Consider the following 18,241-nt stretch of genomic DNA (forward strand, 5'->3'; position numbering starts at 1 on the left):
ACGCGTTTTCAACGCTTATTTCAACAAACGAACCCGGCAGGCTTTACCTTTGATTTTACCGTTTTGCAGTTGCTTAAACGCCTTATGCGCCACGCCCTGACGAACGGCAACGTAAACATGAGCCGGATGGACGTTGATTTTACCGATGTCCGCACCATCAAGACCGATATCACCCGTTAGCGCTCCCAACACATCGCCCGCGCGCATCTTGGCCTTTTTGCCACCATCAATACACAACGTCGCCATTTCCGCCTGTAGCGGCACAATATTGCTCGTTGCCGGACCGTTCATCCAGTTCAGCTTTATTTGCAGCATTTCTGCGAGAATATTCGCGCGCTGCGCCTCTTCCGGCGCGCAGAGGCTGATTGCCAGGCCACTTTCACCGGCACGGGCAGTACGACCAATGCGATGCACGTGAACTTCCGGGTCCCAGGCCAGTTCGTAGTTCACCACCAGCTCCAGCGACTTGATATCTAATCCGCGAGCGGCAACATCTGTCGCCACCAGCACGCGCGAGCTGCCGTTGGCAAAGCGCACCAGCGTCTGGTCACGATCGCGCTGTTCAAGATCGCCATGCAGCGACAATGCGCTTTGTCCGGCAGCGTTCAGGGAATCGCAAACGGCCTGGCAATCTTTTTTAGTGTTACAGAACACCACGCATGAGGCGGGCTGATGCTGACTCAGTAGCTTTTGTAGTAGTGCGATTTTACCGTGTTGCGAAGTTTCAAAGAACTGTTGTTCGATAGCCGGAATGGCATCAACAGCATCAATTTCAATGGTCTGCGGATTGTTCTGTACACGACCGCTAATCGCCGCGATAGCTTGCGGCCAGGTGGCAGAAAACAGCAGCGTCTGGCGCGAAGCCGGAGCATAGCGGATCACTTCGTCAATGGCGTCGCTAAACCCCATATCCAGCATGCGGTCTGCCTCATCCATCACCAGCGTTTGCAGGGCATCCAGCGACACGGTGCCTTTTTGCAGGTGATCGAGTAAACGCCCCGGTGTGGCAACGATAATATGCGGCGCATGCTGTAGCGAATCACGCTGCGCGCCAAAAGGCTGCCCGCCGCACAAGGTTAAAATTTTAATATTTGGCAGGAAACGTGCCAGACGGCGCAGTTCACCTGCGACCTGATCCGCCAGTTCACGCGTCGGGCACAGCACCAACGACTGCGTCAGGAACAGCGATGCATCAACGTGCTGGAGTAATCCGAGGCCAAATGCCGCCGTTTTTCCGCTGCCGGTTTTCGCCTGCACGCGCACATCTTTACCGGCCAAAATCGCGGGCAAAGCCGCCGCCTGAACCGGAGTCATCGAGAGATATCCCAGTTCATTCAGGTTATCTAGCTGGGCGGCGGGCAAAACATTCAGAGTAGAAAAAGCGGTCACAATTATTTCTCGCATTACATTAAAGGGCGGACAATCTGCTGGCGCGTATCCTCGCAGATCTCCGCTTCCGATGCGACAATTTAATCGGTTCATCATCAGGCGGAGGATCAGGTAACGGATGCGGTCGCGGTCTGGGATCGGGCACCGGAACCGGATCGTTAGGTTCAGGTGAGATAGGTATTGAGTTCAGTGGCTGATAACGCATATTGACTCCCGGTTATGGGCGGGTACACCAATTAAGCGTAGAAGCTGACAAACAGAGCGCAAAAAAAAGCCGACTCATTAAAGTCGGCGTCGTACGAATCAATTGTGCTATGCAGTAATTCAAAAAAGGAAGTAAGACAATATGGAGCGCAACGCCCATCGCTTGACGTTGCATTCACCTGCGAGAGAGATATTGCCCTGAATGGGTAGGTGGTTTATTGATTTCGCTCAAACATTGCCGGGTTTTCACCATCATCATTATGAAAAAAGGCGATTCTTTACAGCCATTTACTACGATGCAACCACCATGTAACACCGCCAATGAGAACAACTAACATTATGCAAAAAATAGAAAACCCCATATGCCAGCTGTTGCCTGGAATACCGCCGAGGTTGACGCCAAACAGCCCGGTTAAAAAGGTGCTGGGTAGAAAGACCATCGCCATCAGCGACATAGTGTAGGTTCTGCGCGATAGCGACTCCTGCATAATCTGCGCTATCTCATCGCTCATAATCGCCGTGCGAGCAATGCAGCTATCAATCTCATCAAGCCCGCGTCCCAGACGCTCGGCAATATCCTGCATCCGCCGCCGCTGGTCATCGGTTAGCCACGGCAGACGTTCACTGGCAAGTCTTGCATAGACATCCCGCTGCGGTGCCATATAGCGGCGCATGACAATAAGCTGTTTACGCAACAGCGCCAGAAAACCGCGCGGCGGCACCTGCTGATCCAGGAGGTCATCTTCCAGATCGATAATGCGGTCGTGAAGCTGCTCGATAAACTCGCTCGCGTGATCGGTCAGAGCATCGCAAACGTCCACCAGCCAGCTACCGCCGTCTGTCGGACCATTACCCTCACGTAAATCGCCAAGCACATCGTCCAGCGCCAGGACTTTACGCTGCCGGGTCGAGACGATTAAACGCTCATCCATATAAAGGCGCATTGCCACCAGCTGGTCTGGCCGCTCATCGGTACTGCCGTTGATACAACGCAGCGTGATCAGCGCCCCATCACCAATCCGCGTGACCCGGGGACGAGTGCTCTCCCCGGATAGCGCATCACGTACGTTATTAGGCAGCAGCGGCGTTGCGGCCAGCCATTCCGCGCTATCAACATGGGTATAATTGAGATGCAGCCAGCAAGGATGCTCTTTATCGATGGTGTCGCTGTCGGCCAGCGGTTTAACGCCGCCCTGCCCGTCGAATACCCATGCAAAAACGGCATCCGACACGTTCAGTTCCGATCCCTTAATGGCGTCCACTGGACCTCCGTAAACTCATGCACATTTCCGTAGTCTAGCCTTACACTACGGTTACGCAAGAGTTAATCAAGGCATGCTGCTGAATTCGCTGGCAAAATGAAGGGGAGAAAAAAGAACCCGCCGTTGGCGGGTTGTGGATGTGTTTTGCGATACTGTGCCTAACCCGCGTTATCAGCCACCGCCAAAAAACAGGCTGGTAGGATGGCAGGCTAGCGGAAGCCGTTCATTTTTTCTCTTCTGCGTACTGACGAGCGTTGTCGTGCAAATGGGTACACATGCTTTAATCCTCCATAGTCATAAGCACAACAAAGATAGATGAGAATGTATATTTTGCAAGTTTATACCCGTCATACTTCAAGTTGCTTGTGCGTTGGCTTTCCTCGCTCACCCCAGTCACTTACTTCAGTAAGCTCCTGGGGATTCACTGCGTCGCCGCCTTCCTGCAACTCGAATTATTTTGGTTATATTCAACGCGTATGCCTAAACAATCTTTCATTTGCAAATATTTCAGCAGCAGCAAAAGGTCCAAATCATTGCGTAAATTGAATTTAGACATAATTATTCTTTTATGTGAGAAAACCGTCTTTGTGCAAAGCGCGAGTTTTCGCGCAATATCGCTTACTGGCAGCCCTTCATGTAATGCTGCGGCAACTTTTCTCTGCTGTGGGGAAAGTTGCCGATGATGACATTCACAACACCGCACATCAGGTTTATCCATCGATTGCGCTTGCATCAGCAGGTGAATCCGTTTTATTTTCGCCATAATTCGATTTATCTGTTCATCCTGCTGAATAAAGACCATATCCTGCAGACATAATGGCAAAGCCCCTCCCGGACGCAGAAACCGCTTATCAACCAAACCGATAAGTAAACCCACCCGGCGATTCAATAATTCCGGGTGGCAAACAAATTCCTCTCCCCGGCACAAATTCAGCGCCATAATATCAGCATCAATGATGACCTCTTTATCAACATCGTTTATTACGTGCATATTAAATAGCACGTCGGGAAAGAGACTTTCCATTAACTTACTAAACCCTACCCTAAAAAAGTAATTGTCATTTTTAATGAAAACATTCAATGTCGTCACTTCGATCTCTAATTTATAGGTGATAGCATATCGAGCATCAACCAGACGATTGTTGTCACTGAAATAACAGCGACTGCCGTTTTACAAAAAAGCATACAGAAAAGCATGACATTCCTTTATTGCCAGGTAAACGTCGCAGTAACCACCGCACTAATTGTTCCGGGTGTAACGTTCCCTTGCGAACTAAATGCTCGGGCACGTAGATGGTAGCGATACTCATTATTGATAATAATGCCGCTGACTGTTTTATCTTTCCCTAACGGCTGGCCGTCTGCTGTTTGTAGCTGAATCGCTATATTGCCTGCGCTGCCAGCATTCTGGTAGAGATCATCCGGCCCGGCGCTATCGGCATTGCCGGATAACTGCATCGTGGCTTTTACCGTTCCCGCCGGGCAGCGTTCAATATTAAAATCAAAGAATACCCAGTCTGTGGCTGAACCCGGCGTATACAGAGATGAGGACTGAACACCCTGCACGCCCGTCAACGGAACGGTTCTTGCGATACTATCGCTGCTGATCTGGCAAGGTGCTGCAACAATCTTACCTTTGATATTCAACGCAACTGGGTCGCCCCCGAAAGCTGTAGCGGAAATAAATATCAGGCCCGGGAGCAAATATTTTAACTTAGCTATCATTTCCCCTCCTACTGATAAGTCATATCCAGCGTTGCCGTGGCATTTGCCTCGCCTGCTTTCACCAGCGATTTAGTCTGGTAGTAGCGCGCCATAATCGGGAAGCTTTCCAGTCCGCCAGGCGACTGTTTTAACATCAGTCGATTGTTTAACTGTATCGGGGCATTGTTATAAAGCAGCTGCACTCCGACGCCATCTGCGACGTTATCTCCCCCTTGCCCGGTTAATGCCAATACGCTGGCATTAGCGCTGGCATCAGGGTTTTGTACGCCTTTAAGCTCAACGTTAATATTGGCACCCGGATTACAGTTAAGTCCTAAATTCTGCGTGTCCGTATGTGAAGGTGTAAACCCAGCTGCAGAGCCAAATTCTGCGGCGCTGACGGAACCCAGATCAAAATTCAATACCTGACTCGAAATAGAGCAACTAAGGGAAGGTGCGAACAAGTTCCTGATATGAGATCATCATATTCATCCGGAGCGCATCCCAGAGGGACATCATGAGCCATCAACTCACCTTCGCCGATAGTGAATTCAGCACTAAGCGCCGTCAGACCCGAAAAGAGATTTTCCTCTCCCGCATGGAGCAGATTCTGCCATGGCAGAATATGACCGCTGTCATCGAGCCGTTTTATCCCAAGGCGGGCAATGGCCGACGGCCCTATCCGCTGGAGACCATGCTGCGTATTCACTGCATGCAGCATTGGTACAACCTGAGCGACGGTGCCATGGAAGATGCCCTGTACGAAATCGCCTCCATGCGCCTGTTTGCCCGATTATCCCTGGATAGCGCCCTGCCGGATCGCACCACCATCATGAATTTCCGCCACCTGCTCGAGCAGCATCAACTGGCCCGTCAATTGTTCAAGACCATCAATCGCTGGCTGGCCGAAGCAGGCGTCATGATGACCCAAGGCACTTTGGTGGATGCCACCATCATTGAGGCACCCAGCTCTACCAAGAACAATGAGCAGCAACGCGATCCGGAGATGCATCAGACCAAGAAAGGCAATCAGTGGCACTTTGGCATGAAGGCCCACATTGGTGTCGATGCCAAGAGTGGCCTGACCCACAGCCTGGTCACCACCGCGGCCAACGAGCATGACCTCAATCAGCTGGGTAATCTGCTTCATGGAGAGGAGCAATTTGTCTCAGCCGATGCCGGCTACCAAGGAGCGCCACAGCGCGAGGAGCTGGCCGAGGTGGATGTGGACTGGCTGATCGCCGAGCGTCCCGGCAGGGTAAAAACCTTGAAGCAGCATCCGCGCAAGAACAAAACGGCCATCAACATCGAATACATGAAAGCCAGCATCCGTGCCAGGGTGGAGCACCCGTTTCGCATCATCAAGCGGCAGTTCGGCTTCGTGAAAGCCAGATACAAGGGGCTGCTGAAAAACGATAACCAACTGGCGATGTTATTCACCCTGGCCAACCTGTTTCGGGTGGACCAAATGATACGTCAGTGGGAGAGATCTCAGTAAAAACCGGAAATAACGCCAGAAATGGTGGAAAAAATAGCCTAAATAGGCTGATTCGATGTGTTTGCGGGAAAAAAATCGGCCCAGATCCGCGAAATTTTAATCAGCGAGTCAGCTTGGGAAGAAATGACCTGCTTATTCGCACCTTCCCTAAGCACATTTACTTGTGAGTTAGCATCCAATGATATTTTTGTAAAGTAACTTCCCGGAGTGCCAAACCAGGCCTGGGCAATTAATCCCGGCGTTAACAGACCTGGTGTTATATTTCCTGTTTTCACCAGCGACACCGTGTAATAACCAAGATTAAAAACATAACTCGGAGTCACCGGTGGTAAACTAAAATCGCCGGGCATACCGTTAACTTTTATCCCTACTCCATCCAGATTTGTTTTATAGACCCCACTAATTGACGACTCGACACCAGACAAATACACCATGGAATAATTCCCTGGGCAAGACTCCCCGGTATCAGAAGTAATTTTAGCTTTCGCATAACCCGGGGATACCGTTGAAGCAATAGTCGCACCGGGTGGGGTATCACGCTGGACATTCACCGTACCAAAACCGACAGTGTTTATCTGTGCAAGTAATACCTCACAAGTTACCGCAGAGCAGGTAAAAGCCGTGAAGCTTAATATAAAAATAATAAAGCGTATTAATTTATCCATAGAAATACTCATCTACTTCAGACCAATATACCCGTCATACTTCAAGTTGCATGTGCGTTGACTACGTGCGTTCACTCGAATCACTTACTTGAGTAAGCTCATCGGGACTCTCTTGCTTGCCGCCTGCCTGCAACTCGAATTATTTAGGGTATAAAACTTAATGACAGGTAAACTCCGCCATGCTGATTCCGCTAACGCTACTCTCTCCAGCCAATGAATAGTTCACCCGGCAGCGCTGAGAATTATCTTGTCCCCAGGCAACAATTAACTCGCCTTGCGGCGACAATCCCGTTAGATAAACCTGCCCTCCTTCATCAATGATGGCGCTACGCCCCTCATTTCCTTTAAGGCTGACCAGCGCGCCAAATGGCACGGGCTGCTGGTTAATTTGTTTGAGCGTCAACAATGCCCGCATTCCCACGTTGGCAACATAGTCTGCTCGTACCACCGCGCCACGCGTCGGAATAACGGTTTTATTGGTAATATCCAGATCAACGTTATCCGGTAACGTAGCCGTATTCAGACCAATATCATTCTTACGGTAAGGCGAAACGTTATTTGTCACGGTATATCCGCGAAAATCCGTTTTCGCACCATTCTGATTATTAACCCCCACACCAGTTGCGCCCGGGGCTTTCACCAGGACATTCGTTTCGCCCAACGGTTGCGATAGCGTGACACCATCGGCATGAGCCAGGATGCCTCCCGCCAGACCATAATTCAGCCGTTCACTGTTTTGGTCGTAACTGAACCCCGTCATCACTTCGCTGTAGGTCCCCCGATAGTCAGCGTTTGCGCTGCCGTTGTAACCGACATCATCAGTACCATAGCCCTGTTGAACGCTCCAGTTCAGCGCGTTTCCTTCCAGAGCCATGCCATTTATTCCGACGGTGTGCGTTGTTCCGCCATTCTTACTGGTATTGAGGGCATAATTTGCCCAGACGCTGCTGGCAAAGCGCTGCAACGGTATGCTGATGTTGAGTGAAATAACCTGCTCTGAACTTTGCGAGTCCTGGGTTTGCCCGCCAGAGGTTCCACCATTTTTGCTCCACGTCCAGTTAATTCCATAGCTAATCCCTTGCCAGGAGTTGTTATAACCAGCGCTAACCGAAGAGGCGGAGCGGTTGGTACGCCAGTAATCTTCGCGCACCGCGCTCATCATAAATGAACCGACACGTTCGCCCAGCGCCTGGCTCAGCGTCACTTCCATTCTATTGCGCCGCTGTTCACGCAACGCATTGCCATTGCCCCAAGAGTCCAGAACCTCCTGCATGCCGTAATAACCGCCGGTGGAGTAGCGATAACCCGCAATCGCGAAGTTGGTCCCGGTTGCCACGATATTTTTGCTATAGCGCATTCGCCAAGACTGACCGGATTGCTTTTCTTGCCCTTGAGGATGCGACCAGGCCTGCGTCACATCGCTAGATATCGCCCCGACCTCTCCGAGATTCTTCCCTAGTCCGCCGGCAATAGACTGATATTTCGATGACTCCTGCAAGCCGCCATAGATCGTTAATCCGCCAGCCAGCCCCAAAATTCCCGTCATCTGGCCAAAAGGTGTTTTATCGACCTGGCTATCATAGGAACGGTACTGCCCGGCGGTAAGAGCATATTTGATTCGTCCTTCGCGCTGTAATAACGGCAGCGAAGCATAGGGAACGGTAAAATTCTGCTCGCTACCATCAGCTTCTTTGATGGTGACATTCAGATCGCCAGAGCCGCCGGTGGAATACATATCACTAATTTCAAACGCGCCCGGTGCAACATAGTTTTGATAAATAACGTAGCTATTTTGGCGAATAATCACCTGCGCGTGAGTCCTCGCAATCCCGCGGACCACCGGCGCATAGCCGCTCATCGACTCCGGCAGCATGTCATCATCGGAAGCTAACTGGCCACCACGAAACGGCATGCTATCGAAAATATCGGCGGGTGCCGTACTATCACCCAGCGTTAGCTGCGCTTTTAACGCAATAATATTACGCTGCGCATAACTATAAACCGTGTCCCACTTATTCGTTCCCTGGCTGTCTCGATTCCAGGTCGTATAGTTACGCAGGCGCCATGGGCCAACATTAATGCCGGGACGCAAATTGGCATATTGATTGTTGCTATTTTTATCCTGATTGCGCGCCCAATTGTTAGCTCCGCTGAGCATATAGTTCAGCATAACGGCATTAATTCCTTCATCCCAGAGTTCCGGAGAAACATAACCTCGGGCTATCGGTGATAGCGCCGCTTGTGGAACACTTAACCGTAGTTTTTGCGTATTAAATAGAAACTCAGAACTAGCTTGCGGTATTGCAGAGAGATTTACACACTCTCCTTTTCCTGACAAAGCGGGGAATTGTGCCGTTTTCACACCATAGCTCCGCAACTGTTCGACCGTCAGGCAGGGTTCAAGCACCACCTCCCCGCCTCCGTCTTTGACGGTATAAAACACAATATCCCGAGTATCAACCTGACTATCATTAATAATCACATCAACATGATAGGTACCCGGTGCCTGAGCGCCGCTTTCAAACGCCGAAAGATCGGCCCCTTTCATCGCGGGATTATCAATTTCAAGAAGTGCCGGGTTAAAGAAATCACGGCCCTGCGCACCATTCCACATTGATGACAATACCAGCGCAATCCAAACCGCCAGGAATGAAGGATAATATATAGATATTTGCTTCAGTGCTTTCATTAGCATTAACTCCCTTGCGATAGCTTTTATCATTTTTATTTCCGCTATCGTCTGGTCTTTTTATTTATAACCTGGCGACATGCGTCACTCCAATTCCGCCATAGTCATTAATAATTTTGAATTCAACCTGTATCGAGGTTCCGCCGGTGGGCAATCTGTACGAACTGGTTGAACCAGGTGCGACAAATGTCACATCATCAATTTTTGACGCCCCCACTTTTATTTCATTAAAATTCATATAGTAAGACGTTGAATTGGTCACCAGAATGCGATCACCCACTCTTTGCCATTTCAATTTATCCGCCTGTTCTTCCGGGCCTGATTTATTTAAAGCAGAGGGACGATAAATGAGTTTTATCCTTGTTTTGACGGCCACCTGTAAAGTGTTATCCCGAGGTGCGACAGACGGAATAGACTTAATATTCAGCCAAAACATAGATTCTTTATCCTGCGCTAAATTTCCGGTCAGTACGATGCGCATAACGTTTTGCTGTTTTTTATCCAGCCGATACAGCGGTGGCGTAATAATAAAAGGCGCTTTACCTCCACTGGTGGATGGCGGCTCTATCCAGGATTGGATCAGATAAGGTAAATCATCCGGGTTCGTAATACTTAACGATGCCTCTTTTTTATCACCCGCGTAAATGACGCGCGTCCCGCCGATAATCACCCCTGCGTAAGATATTGAGGTGATAGTTGCCATTAACAGCGTGCTCATCATGACGCCAGTAAAAAACTTCATTGAATACTCCGGACAGTAAGGGCCGAATATCGGCCCCGTTTGACGCTAAAGAATTAGTTATAGTTAACGGTAAAGTTAGCTACTGCGTTAGCCGTACCGGCGGTAACAACCGCCTGAGTTGCCTGGTAGGACGCATAGAAATCGAGGTTGTTATCAGCCGTTGTGACCAGCGGATAGCTATAGCTATTGACCTGGTTCAGGCCCTGCAGGCTTTTATCCGCTGTCATCAATTTGACGGCGACCCCCGTTGCCGCAGCCGCCCCCTGAGTCACCGCCAACAAATCACTATTGCTTAAGTCATTCGCGCCATCGAATTTCACTTTCGCCGAGCTAACAGAAACCGGGCAGTTGATTAATTTAATCGTGAACTTCGTTGAATCAGACTCATCTCCTGCACTCAGGAAAGAAGTCCGGGCTACGCGACCAAGGTCAACGGTCATCGTGTTGTTACTGCCGATATCAACGGTACAGGCCTGGTCAATAATTTCACCGGTGAAGTTGATTGTACCGTCAGCAGCATAAACGTTTACTGCGGACAAAGCGGCGCTAACAGCGAATGCGGCGATCATTATTTTATTATTCATTGTGATACTCCTTACTTGGTTAAGTATATTCCTGTGAATAAAACATTAGATGTATGTCTCATCAGTTTATATTTCACAGAAATTCCATTGCTTCATCATATTGGTATGTAAATAGTCATTATGTCGGAGGTAACGCATGAGAATATGCTCACCAGAAAAAACATTAAAACAGGAGATATCAACCCGTAATAAATCAATATTAAAAAACCCAACATCATTACTACTGCTTTAAATATTGATATAAATACACACATCAACTCAAGTGATTTTTCGGTGTAATTTTACACCGACAGGGATATTCACTCCCTGCTACATATTGGCACATAATTTCGGTCTCAAATGAATCGGAATATTCATGCACAACGTTCTCCCAGCAGAGAGTTAAACGCATCTGACGGTATAAAAACAGTGAAAACAAGTATGTACAATGCTTTAACCTTTAAACCTAATCAGCATATTGAAAACCTGATCAACCAACTCAAACCTGAATCCAACATATTTGAAACATATGCAAGACAAAAAATTAACTATGAAAATGATAGTTCCCGTAAATGTTACTTGTTGCTTTCGGGAAGTATTGCCCTTTTTCGCACCCGAGATGGCTTTATGATGAACTCGGAATCTGCCCCTTACGTTTTCGGCTTAAGCAATCAGCTTGCGGCTGCTGATTATCTTTATATGCAAACGATGGAGCCTTCCCGCATTGCCTGCCTGTCTTTATTTACAGCAAACGCAATTATTGCCGAAAGAGATTTATGGGAGAGTTTGTCACATCTGTTAATTTACACTGCGGGAAGGGTTTACGATCACTGCACGCGCATTTCGGCACCAACTTCGTACGCAATTATACGTTCTCAGCTGTATGAATTGATGCAGGAATCCGAGGAAATTCGCCACAGTATTACGGCAGCAAATTATATCCAGTCGCGTACGTTTCTTTCTCGCAGCAGCATTATGAAGATCCTCGCTGAACTAAAAAAGGGGAGCTACATTACGACCGAGCGAGGCATTCTTTTACAGATAAAACAGGGCATCCCGATGAAGTACTAATGTTTTCTCTCAGCGAGCATTCTGTTGTCCAACAACAATGTTCTGCTAGATTTAATGTCATATCAGATTAACCAGAAAGACCTATGACAACGCACGATCGTCACACCGATATCAAAATTCCCTCCCCGCATCTAACGCGTCTTCTTGCCGCGGTGACTTGCAATGAGGATTTCCGCACTCTGGCTAAAGGCAGCAAACTTTTTTTTCGCCGTGGCGCAGAGCCACTGTGCCATTTTGTGCGCAAAGGGAGTCTTCTGCTCGCTCGTAATGAAGATGCATTCTCACTCGGTATTCTCTCCGCTCCGCTAGCATTGGGTTTTACCGTACCGTTATCCGAACATCTTCATCTACGTACGATGACGGAATCTGAAATCGCCACCCTTCCTTATGAGCAAGTGATGGCGCTGGTTGAAGAAAAACAAGTTTGGGATCTTTTAGCTAAACACGTCATGTTCGTGACTAACAAGCTTTTCATTTATAACGAAATGCTGACGGCGCCTACCAGCTTTGATATTTTACGCTATCAGTTACTGATGCTCATTCAGGAAACAGACGAAATTCGTGCCAGTACCGCGGCTTATCAGTACATTCTCGATCGCACCCGATTATCACGCAGCAGTATTATGAAAATGCTGGCTGAGCTTAAAAAAGGCAACTATATCCAGTTGGAAAATGGCAAACTGATCGCCATTCACCATTTACCCAACCGCTTTTAAACGCCCAACCTGATTACCCACCTCTGCAGACAGTCAGTATCGGCTGGGCAAATTCTCAAAACGTGTAGTTCATGCTCACCGAAATGTTACGGGGTTCGCCATAAACCGCCGAATCATCCAGATACGAGTAATATTCACGATCGAACAAGTTATTGACGTTCGCTTGCACGGTCAGTTGCTTCGTTAACAGATATTGCGCAAACAGGTTAACCAGCGGATAGCTGCCCTGATACAGACGCTGCGTTTCACCATCCGGGCCGGTCACATCCTTATAAACCCGATTTTGCCAGGTTGCACCGCCGCCGACGGTCAGCTCAGGCAGCACCGGAACACGGTAGCGGGTAAACAGTTTGAGCTGTGTTTGCGGGGCGAAACTGTTGTAGCGACCGCTGCTATCAGTAGCGACGTAGCGAGTGGCGCTGAAGGTCATTTGCATGTTGTCCGTCACCGCGCCATTAACTTCAAACTCCGCCCCCTTACTCACCGCTCCTTTTGTCGCGCGATAGGCCTGTTCACTGGAGCCATTGACAAAGACCCCGCTGATGGCTTCCGATGCGTTCTCCTGCTCAATGCGGAAAATTGCGAAGTTGGTGGTTAATCGGCTATCCATCCAATCGGCTTTTAGGCCGGTTTCGTAGTTCTTGCCGGTGATTGGCGACAGCCATGCTCCATCAGCGGATCGTTTAGTTTGTGGCGAGAAGATTGACGTATAACTGGCGTAGGCCGACAGGCTTTCCGTGATGTCGTAGACCACGCCGCCGTATGGCGTCATGTTGTATTTGCGCATATCGCCACTGCTGCCGTTAGCGCTGTACTGCGTATAGCGAGCGCCAAGAATGAGCGACAGCGGATCGGCCAGAGAGAAACGCGCGGCGGTATAGGCTGATTTTTGCCGCACAATATCATCGGCATTAAGATACCAGTCACCCCATTCCGGCTGAGCGACGCTGCCGTTCCAGTTGTTATTAAAGATGCCCATCTGGTCGCTATCCATCGGCCCATCCTGGCTATAGCTCGCGTTGTGCTGTCGGCTGTAGCTGGCCCCGGCCATAAGCTGGTGCTGGCGGCCGAATAAATTAAACGGCCCGCTGGCGTAGGTATCAAAAGAGTCAAGGGTCCGTTTGCCGCGGTCTTTACTGCCCCAGCCGGTGGTACCTTCACCGGTGGTCGCATCGGGGTTACCCATCACGTACAGCAAGGTGTCGTTAAACGTCTGCTCGCCATGAGTACCGTTGAAACGCAATGACCAGCCGTTATCCCAGTCGTGGGTCAGATTGGCAAACACCTTGCGCGATTCGACAGCGTAGCGCGTCCAGTCGGCTGCCGTATTGGTGCTGCGATCGTAATGGGTGCGCGAGCCGTCGCTATACAGGCTCGGTAGCCCGCCCCACGTTGGATTACCGGTATTGGTTTTTTGATAATCCCAGCCCAGCGACAACGTTGTCCTGTCCGTTAAATCTGCATCCACGACGCCATAAAGAAACTTTTTGGTCTTATGGTAGCGATCCAGCCAACTATCCTGATCCTGATAACCAGCAATCACCCGTCCGCGTACGCTGCCGTCGGCGTTGAGTGGTGTCGAGAAATCGCCGACATAGCGCTGCTTGTTCCAGCTCCCGTAACTGGCGCTGACGTTGCCGGTTACAGTTTTGCTGTCGGCTTTTTTGCGCACCATATTCACCGTCGCGCCGGGATCGCCCGCTCCGGTCATCAGCCCGGTTGCGCCACGTACAATTTCAATACGATCGTAAATAGCGGTATCTTCCGCCGCATCGCCGTAATTCCACGCATCGCCCAGCGAGGTGGGGATATCGTCGTAGGAGAAACTGGTGATTTCAAAGCCGCGAGAGTAGTAATACGAACGTTCGCTGTCGATTTCCTGCGCTGACACGCCGGTCGCGTTGGTCAACACATCATCAATACTTTGCAGGTTTTGATCCTTCATACGCTGCTGGGTAACGATGCTGACAGACTGCGGCACATCACGCGGTGCCAGCAGCATTTTGGTGCCCGCGCGCGTGGTTTTCGCGGCGTAATCCTGTGAGTCATCTGCTGTATTTTCAGTACTGCCGTACACCACCATATTCTGCTGAGTATTTTCTGCTGCCCGAGCAGGGTGAATAAACGCGTGTACAGCCAACGCCAGCAGCGAAACGGTAAACGGTTTTACTATTTTGTTTATGGATGCGCGCCCTGAACTTCCCTTGCCATTGAGAAACATAACTTTTTCCATCAGGAATTATTCTTGTGAATGCAGCTGTTACACCAGTAGCGCTGATGAAATAATCCTCTTTTCCATGAGATTTAGCGCCACAAATAACATGAGACAGCAACAGTTGAGAATGGAAATGATAATTATTTGTTTTATTAAACTCATAATGTTTTGTAAGTTAACTGTAAGGAAATGTATACTTACATCAAATCAATGTATTAGCCTCTCCCCACCCCGGATTCCTACTCACTACCGCTGAAAAATACCCATCCTGGGTCTTAGAAATCAGCGATCGCTCCCCTCCCGCTTCGTTAGCCAGTTTGCTCAACCCAAACAAATGATTATGATTCTCATTCTTGTTTTAGCGACCTGCTCTGCCTTAGAGCACGTAAACCCAATGATGGAGTTCAGAATGAAATCGTTGTTCAGCCCGCGTAAAACCACGCTTTCCGCTGCGCTTGTTACGGCATTGACCCTGACCACGTTGCAGGCCATGGCAGAGACATCGCCACCAGCCGCTGCCGCCGTCCACCAGAAAACCACATCACCTCTGGTCCAGCGTCAACTGGGGGATGGTTTATATGAGTTAGCTCTGATACCCGGGCAAAATGCCCTGTTTGTTGCCAGCGCTCAGGGGTTCAAAGACGTTAATGGCGGCATGCTCTACCGACTTGACCCGACAACGCTGACCACCACGGTCGAAACCCATACCGATCTCAAAAACTTTGGTATGGCGGTCGATGATAACGGTCAGGTTTTCTACACCACTAACTCGCTGGATGGCGGCGTGTCAAAAGTGGATGCCCGTAGCGGGAAAGTACTGCAACGCCTGATGTTCGATGGCAAGGACAAAGATGGAGATCCTGTTGGCGCACGGGAAGTTCTGTTTCACGACAATCAACTCTACATCGGCCGCGTGACCGATCCCGGCTACATTTCCGTGGTTGACGCGAAAACCATGACTTTGAAAACCCAGATTGAAAAAGCCGGCAAATGGGTGACCGGGATCATCTACTCTCCGCTAACCAAACTCATCTATGCGGCTAACGGCGGCGGCGAAATTCTGGTGATTAATCCGGCCACCAATAAAATTGAAAAACGCTGGACGCCGGGTGACGGCAAAGAGTACCTGTTTCTCAACATGGCGGAAGACCCGGCGACTGGCCGCCTGTTCGTGACTGACGATTCAAAAGCGAAAACGACGCTGGTGTTTGATGAGCGCACGGGAAAAGTGATTAAACGTCTTGAGGGCGATGCGCTGGGGATCAAATTCAACGCCAAACGCAATGAAATTTATATCAGCCAGCGCGAGTCGAAAAAGGTATTACAGCTCGATGCCACCAGCTATGCGCTGAAAAATACATGGTCTTTCGATAGCCATCCGAACAGCCTGCTGATTTCTCCTGACGGCAACACGCTTTACGTCACCATCAAGCAGGATTTCAACGAAGATAACACCACCAAAGGCCCTGACAGCGTGGCGCGCATTGCGCTGAACTAACCTCGGCATCATCCCGATTTCTTTTGCCGCAAAATGCTGTATTATGCGAGTTATTGCAGCATTTTGCGGAATTTAAAAGATGCATAAAACGGCCAGGCAAAAATACCTGCTTGATATTCTTAGCGAAAAGGGTGAAGTCACTATCAGCGAGCTGGTAAATAAGCTGCAGGTTTCTGCAGATACCCTGCGCCGCGACCTTACCGACCTCGAAAAACAGGGACTCGCACAGAAGAATCACGGCGGCGCTATCGCCCTGAATCTCTCGTTGATGAATCGCCAAAGCAGAAACGCTCTGCTCGCGGATACCAAACAGCGCTTGGGCAAAATGGTGGCCGAGAAGATCCCCAGCGGATCGACTCTGTTTCTTGACGCAGGCAGCACGATACTGGCCGTCGCGACCCAGATAACCGGCCCCATGACGGTCATTACCCACTCTCTGGATATTGCCCAGCACTTCAGCGATCGCCCGGATATTCAGCTTATTCTGCTGGGTGGCAAATGGGATATGCAACAGCGCCTGTTCGCCGGTCACGCCACCCTGTCGCTGCTCGAACGCTATCGTGCGGATATCGCCATTCTTGGCGCCTGCGCGCTTCATGGCGAACTTGGCCTGAGCGCCAGCCAGGAAGCCGATGCCCAGGTGAAGCGCGCCATGCTGGCGGCCAGCGCTGAACACTGGCTGGTCGCCGACCATATGAAACTGGACCACTGCGAACCCTGGCTGGTCGCTGAACTCACCGATATCCATCAGCTCTTTCTCGACCGTCCGTGGAAAGAGTTGAAGGATAACGGCTCAATACACCTCAACATCGCTGATGCTTAATGACGCGGAGACGCTTATGAATAACGCTAAGAACATCAATATCGCCCTGATTGGCTATGGTTTTGTCGGCAAAACCTTCCATGCGCCGCTGATCCAATCCGTTGACGGCCTGAATCTGGCGATTGTCGCTTCCCGCGATGAAGAAAAAGTGAAGCGCGATTTGCCGAATGTGACCGTAATTGCCTCACCTGAAGAGGCGATTCAGCATCCGGATATCGATCTGGTGGTCATTGCCTCCCCAAACGCGACCCACGCCCCGCTCGCCCGGCTAGCCTTAAACTCTGGCAAGCACGTGGTGGTCGACAAACCGTTTACGCTCGATATGCAGGAAGCCCGCGAGCTGATTGCGCTTGCAGAAGAGAAACAACGAGTGCTGTCGGTGTTCCATAACCGCCGCTGGGACAGTGATTATCTCGGCGTTAAGCAGGTTATCGAGCAAGGACTTATCGGTAAGGTTAAACATTTTGAATCGCATTTCGACCGCTTCCGCCCGGAAGTCCGCGTTCGCTGGCGCGAGCAGAATGTGCCGGGCAGCGGCCTGTGGTTTGATTTAGGCCCGCATATGATTGACCAGGCGCTGCAACTGTTTGGCCTACCGCAATCCGTGCAGGGGAATATCGCGACCCTGCGCGATGGTGCGCAAATTAACGATTGGGCGCATGTGGTGCTGAATTATCCACAGCATAAAGTGATTCTGCACTGCAGCATGCTGGTGGCCGGCGGCGTATCGCGCTTTACCATTCATGGCGATAAAGGCAGCGTGGTCAAACAAAAAGCGGACCAGCAGGAAAGTCAATTACTGGCAGGTGTGGTTCCTGGCAGCGAAGATTGGGGCCATGACGACGATAGTCTGGTGGTTTACGATACCGATCTACAAACCCAGGAAATCAGTACACCGCAGGGCGACCAGCGCCAGTACTATATTCACGTCCGTGATGCGCTGACCGGGAAAATCAACAACCCGGTATCACCATTAGAAGCACTCGCCGTGATGGCAGTGCTGGAAGCCGCGGTGCAATCTGCTGAGAGCGGGATGACGCAAACTTTAGCGCTGACCGCCAATGAACTGGCTGGCCTGAAATAAGCTAGGTTCTGTGACCAGAGAAATCGCCGGGCAAGCAATAAAAACCACAGCCAGCACGGACCGGTAACCTGGACCGGTGCACAGCAGCGCCTCCGGGAAACCGCCACGCCGTGTCGAC

At 50.2% G+C, this 18,241-nt stretch carries 17 protein-coding genes; 7 read left to right on the top strand and 10 right to left on the bottom strand.

Going from position 1 to position 18,241, the window contains the following annotated elements:
- Window positions 1-15 precede the first annotated feature (15 nt).
- The 6 genes from dbpA to DA718_RS15915 all read right to left on the bottom strand — a co-directional run bounded on the left by dbpA (window position 16) and on the right by DA718_RS15915 (window position 4,981).
- Window positions 16-1,389, bottom strand: coding sequence for an ATP-dependent RNA helicase DbpA (gene dbpA / locus DA718_RS15890; protein ID WP_112215770.1), 1,374 nt, complete (start codon window positions 1,387-1,389; stop codon window positions 16-18).
- 19 nt (window positions 1,390-1,408) lie between these two features.
- Window positions 1,409-1,594 carry a proline-rich small protein YnaL gene (gene ynaL / locus DA718_RS30955; RefSeq protein ID WP_112215672.1) on the bottom strand — a complete coding sequence of 62 codons (186 nt, stop codon included), beginning with the start codon at window positions 1,592-1,594 and terminating at the stop codon, window positions 1,409-1,411.
- 277 nt (window positions 1,595-1,871) lie between these two features.
- Window positions 1,872-2,855, bottom strand: coding sequence for a zinc transporter ZntB (gene zntB / locus DA718_RS15895; protein WP_112215671.1), 984 nt, complete (start codon window positions 2,853-2,855; stop codon window positions 1,872-1,874).
- 421 nt (window positions 2,856-3,276) lie between these two features.
- Window positions 3,277-3,879, bottom strand: a complete 603-nt coding sequence (locus tag DA718_RS15905; protein WP_112215769.1) for a helix-turn-helix transcriptional regulator — start codon at window positions 3,877-3,879, stop codon at window positions 3,277-3,279.
- A gap of 182 nt (window positions 3,880-4,061) precedes the next feature.
- On the bottom strand, window positions 4,062-4,580 hold the full coding sequence (locus tag DA718_RS15910; protein ID WP_112215670.1) for a fimbrial protein: 519 nt from the start codon (window positions 4,578-4,580) through the stop codon (window positions 4,062-4,064).
- A gap of 8 nt (window positions 4,581-4,588) precedes the next feature.
- Window positions 4,589-4,981: a fimbrial protein gene (locus DA718_RS15915; protein WP_267285561.1), complete on the bottom strand. Its 393-nt coding sequence runs from the start codon at window positions 4,979-4,981 to the stop codon at window positions 4,589-4,591.
- A gap of 95 nt (window positions 4,982-5,076) precedes the next feature.
- Here DA718_RS15915 and DA718_RS15920 point away from each other — a divergent pair, with 95 nt between their 5' ends.
- Together DA718_RS15920 and DA718_RS30960 are read left to right on the top strand one after the other, a co-directional pair.
- A complete protein-coding gene (locus DA718_RS15920) occupies window positions 5,077-6,057 on the top strand; it encodes an IS5-like element ISKpn26 family transposase (protein ID WP_016947617.1) in 981 nt (326 codons plus the stop codon).
- On the top strand, window positions 6,039-6,224 hold the full coding sequence (locus DA718_RS30960; RefSeq protein ID WP_323808934.1) for a hypothetical protein: 186 nt from the start codon (window positions 6,039-6,041) through the stop codon (window positions 6,222-6,224). The genes DA718_RS15920 and DA718_RS30960 overlap by 19 nt, the downstream gene beginning before the upstream one ends.
- A gap of 655 nt (window positions 6,225-6,879) precedes the next feature.
- Here DA718_RS30960 and DA718_RS15930 read toward each other — a convergent pair.
- From DA718_RS15930 to DA718_RS15940, 3 genes are all read right to left on the bottom strand, one after another.
- On the bottom strand, window positions 6,880-9,411 hold the full coding sequence (locus DA718_RS15930) for a fimbria/pilus outer membrane usher protein (RefSeq protein WP_112217347.1): 2,532 nt from the start codon (window positions 9,409-9,411) through the stop codon (window positions 6,880-6,882).
- 64 nt (window positions 9,412-9,475) lie between these two features.
- Window positions 9,476-10,153 (bottom strand): fimbrial biogenesis chaperone, encoded by a 678-nt coding sequence (locus DA718_RS15935; RefSeq protein ID WP_112217346.1) that lies wholly within the window; start codon window positions 10,151-10,153, stop codon window positions 9,476-9,478.
- A 53-nt stretch (window positions 10,154-10,206) separates the two neighbouring features.
- Window positions 10,207-10,737, bottom strand: coding sequence for a fimbrial protein (locus DA718_RS15940; RefSeq protein ID WP_112217345.1), 531 nt, complete (start codon window positions 10,735-10,737; stop codon window positions 10,207-10,209).
- Between the two features lie 420 nt (window positions 10,738-11,157).
- Between DA718_RS15940 and DA718_RS15945 the strand changes: the two genes are divergently transcribed.
- Complete coding sequence (locus tag DA718_RS15945; RefSeq protein ID WP_112217344.1) at window positions 11,158-11,787, top strand: winged helix-turn-helix transcriptional regulator; 630 nt, start codon at window positions 11,158-11,160, stop codon at window positions 11,785-11,787.
- Window positions 11,788-11,870: 83 nt separating this feature from the next.
- A complete protein-coding gene (locus DA718_RS15950) occupies window positions 11,871-12,503 on the top strand; it encodes a winged helix-turn-helix transcriptional regulator (RefSeq protein ID WP_112217343.1) in 633 nt (210 codons plus the stop codon).
- Window positions 12,504-12,558: 55 nt separating this feature from the next.
- Here DA718_RS15950 and fhuE read toward each other — a convergent pair whose 3' ends face one another.
- Window positions 12,559-14,724 carry a ferric-rhodotorulic acid/ferric-coprogen receptor FhuE gene (gene fhuE / locus DA718_RS15955; RefSeq protein WP_112217342.1) on the bottom strand — a complete coding sequence of 722 codons (2,166 nt, stop codon included), beginning with the start codon at window positions 14,722-14,724 and terminating at the stop codon, window positions 12,559-12,561.
- Window positions 14,725-15,127: 403 nt separating this feature from the next.
- Here fhuE and DA718_RS15960 point away from each other — a divergent pair, with 403 nt between their 5' ends.
- From DA718_RS15960 to DA718_RS15970, 3 genes are all read left to right on the top strand, one after another.
- Window positions 15,128-16,216, top strand: coding sequence for a YncE family protein (locus DA718_RS15960; RefSeq protein ID WP_112217341.1), 1,089 nt, complete (start codon window positions 15,128-15,130; stop codon window positions 16,214-16,216).
- Between the two features lie 79 nt (window positions 16,217-16,295).
- Window positions 16,296-17,039 carry a DeoR/GlpR family DNA-binding transcription regulator gene (locus DA718_RS15965; protein WP_112217340.1) on the top strand — a complete coding sequence of 248 codons (744 nt, stop codon included), beginning with the start codon at window positions 16,296-16,298 and terminating at the stop codon, window positions 17,037-17,039.
- Window positions 17,032-18,123 (top strand): oxidoreductase, encoded by a 1,092-nt coding sequence (locus DA718_RS15970; RefSeq protein WP_185928550.1) that lies wholly within the window; start codon window positions 17,032-17,034, stop codon window positions 18,121-18,123. The genes DA718_RS15965 and DA718_RS15970 overlap by 8 nt, the downstream gene beginning before the upstream one ends.
- Window positions 18,124-18,241 lie beyond the last annotated feature (118 nt).

Source organism: Klebsiella huaxiensis (genome assembly GCF_003261575.2).
In the GTDB taxonomy this organism is placed as follows: domain Bacteria; phylum Pseudomonadota; class Gammaproteobacteria; order Enterobacterales; family Enterobacteriaceae; genus Klebsiella; species Klebsiella huaxiensis.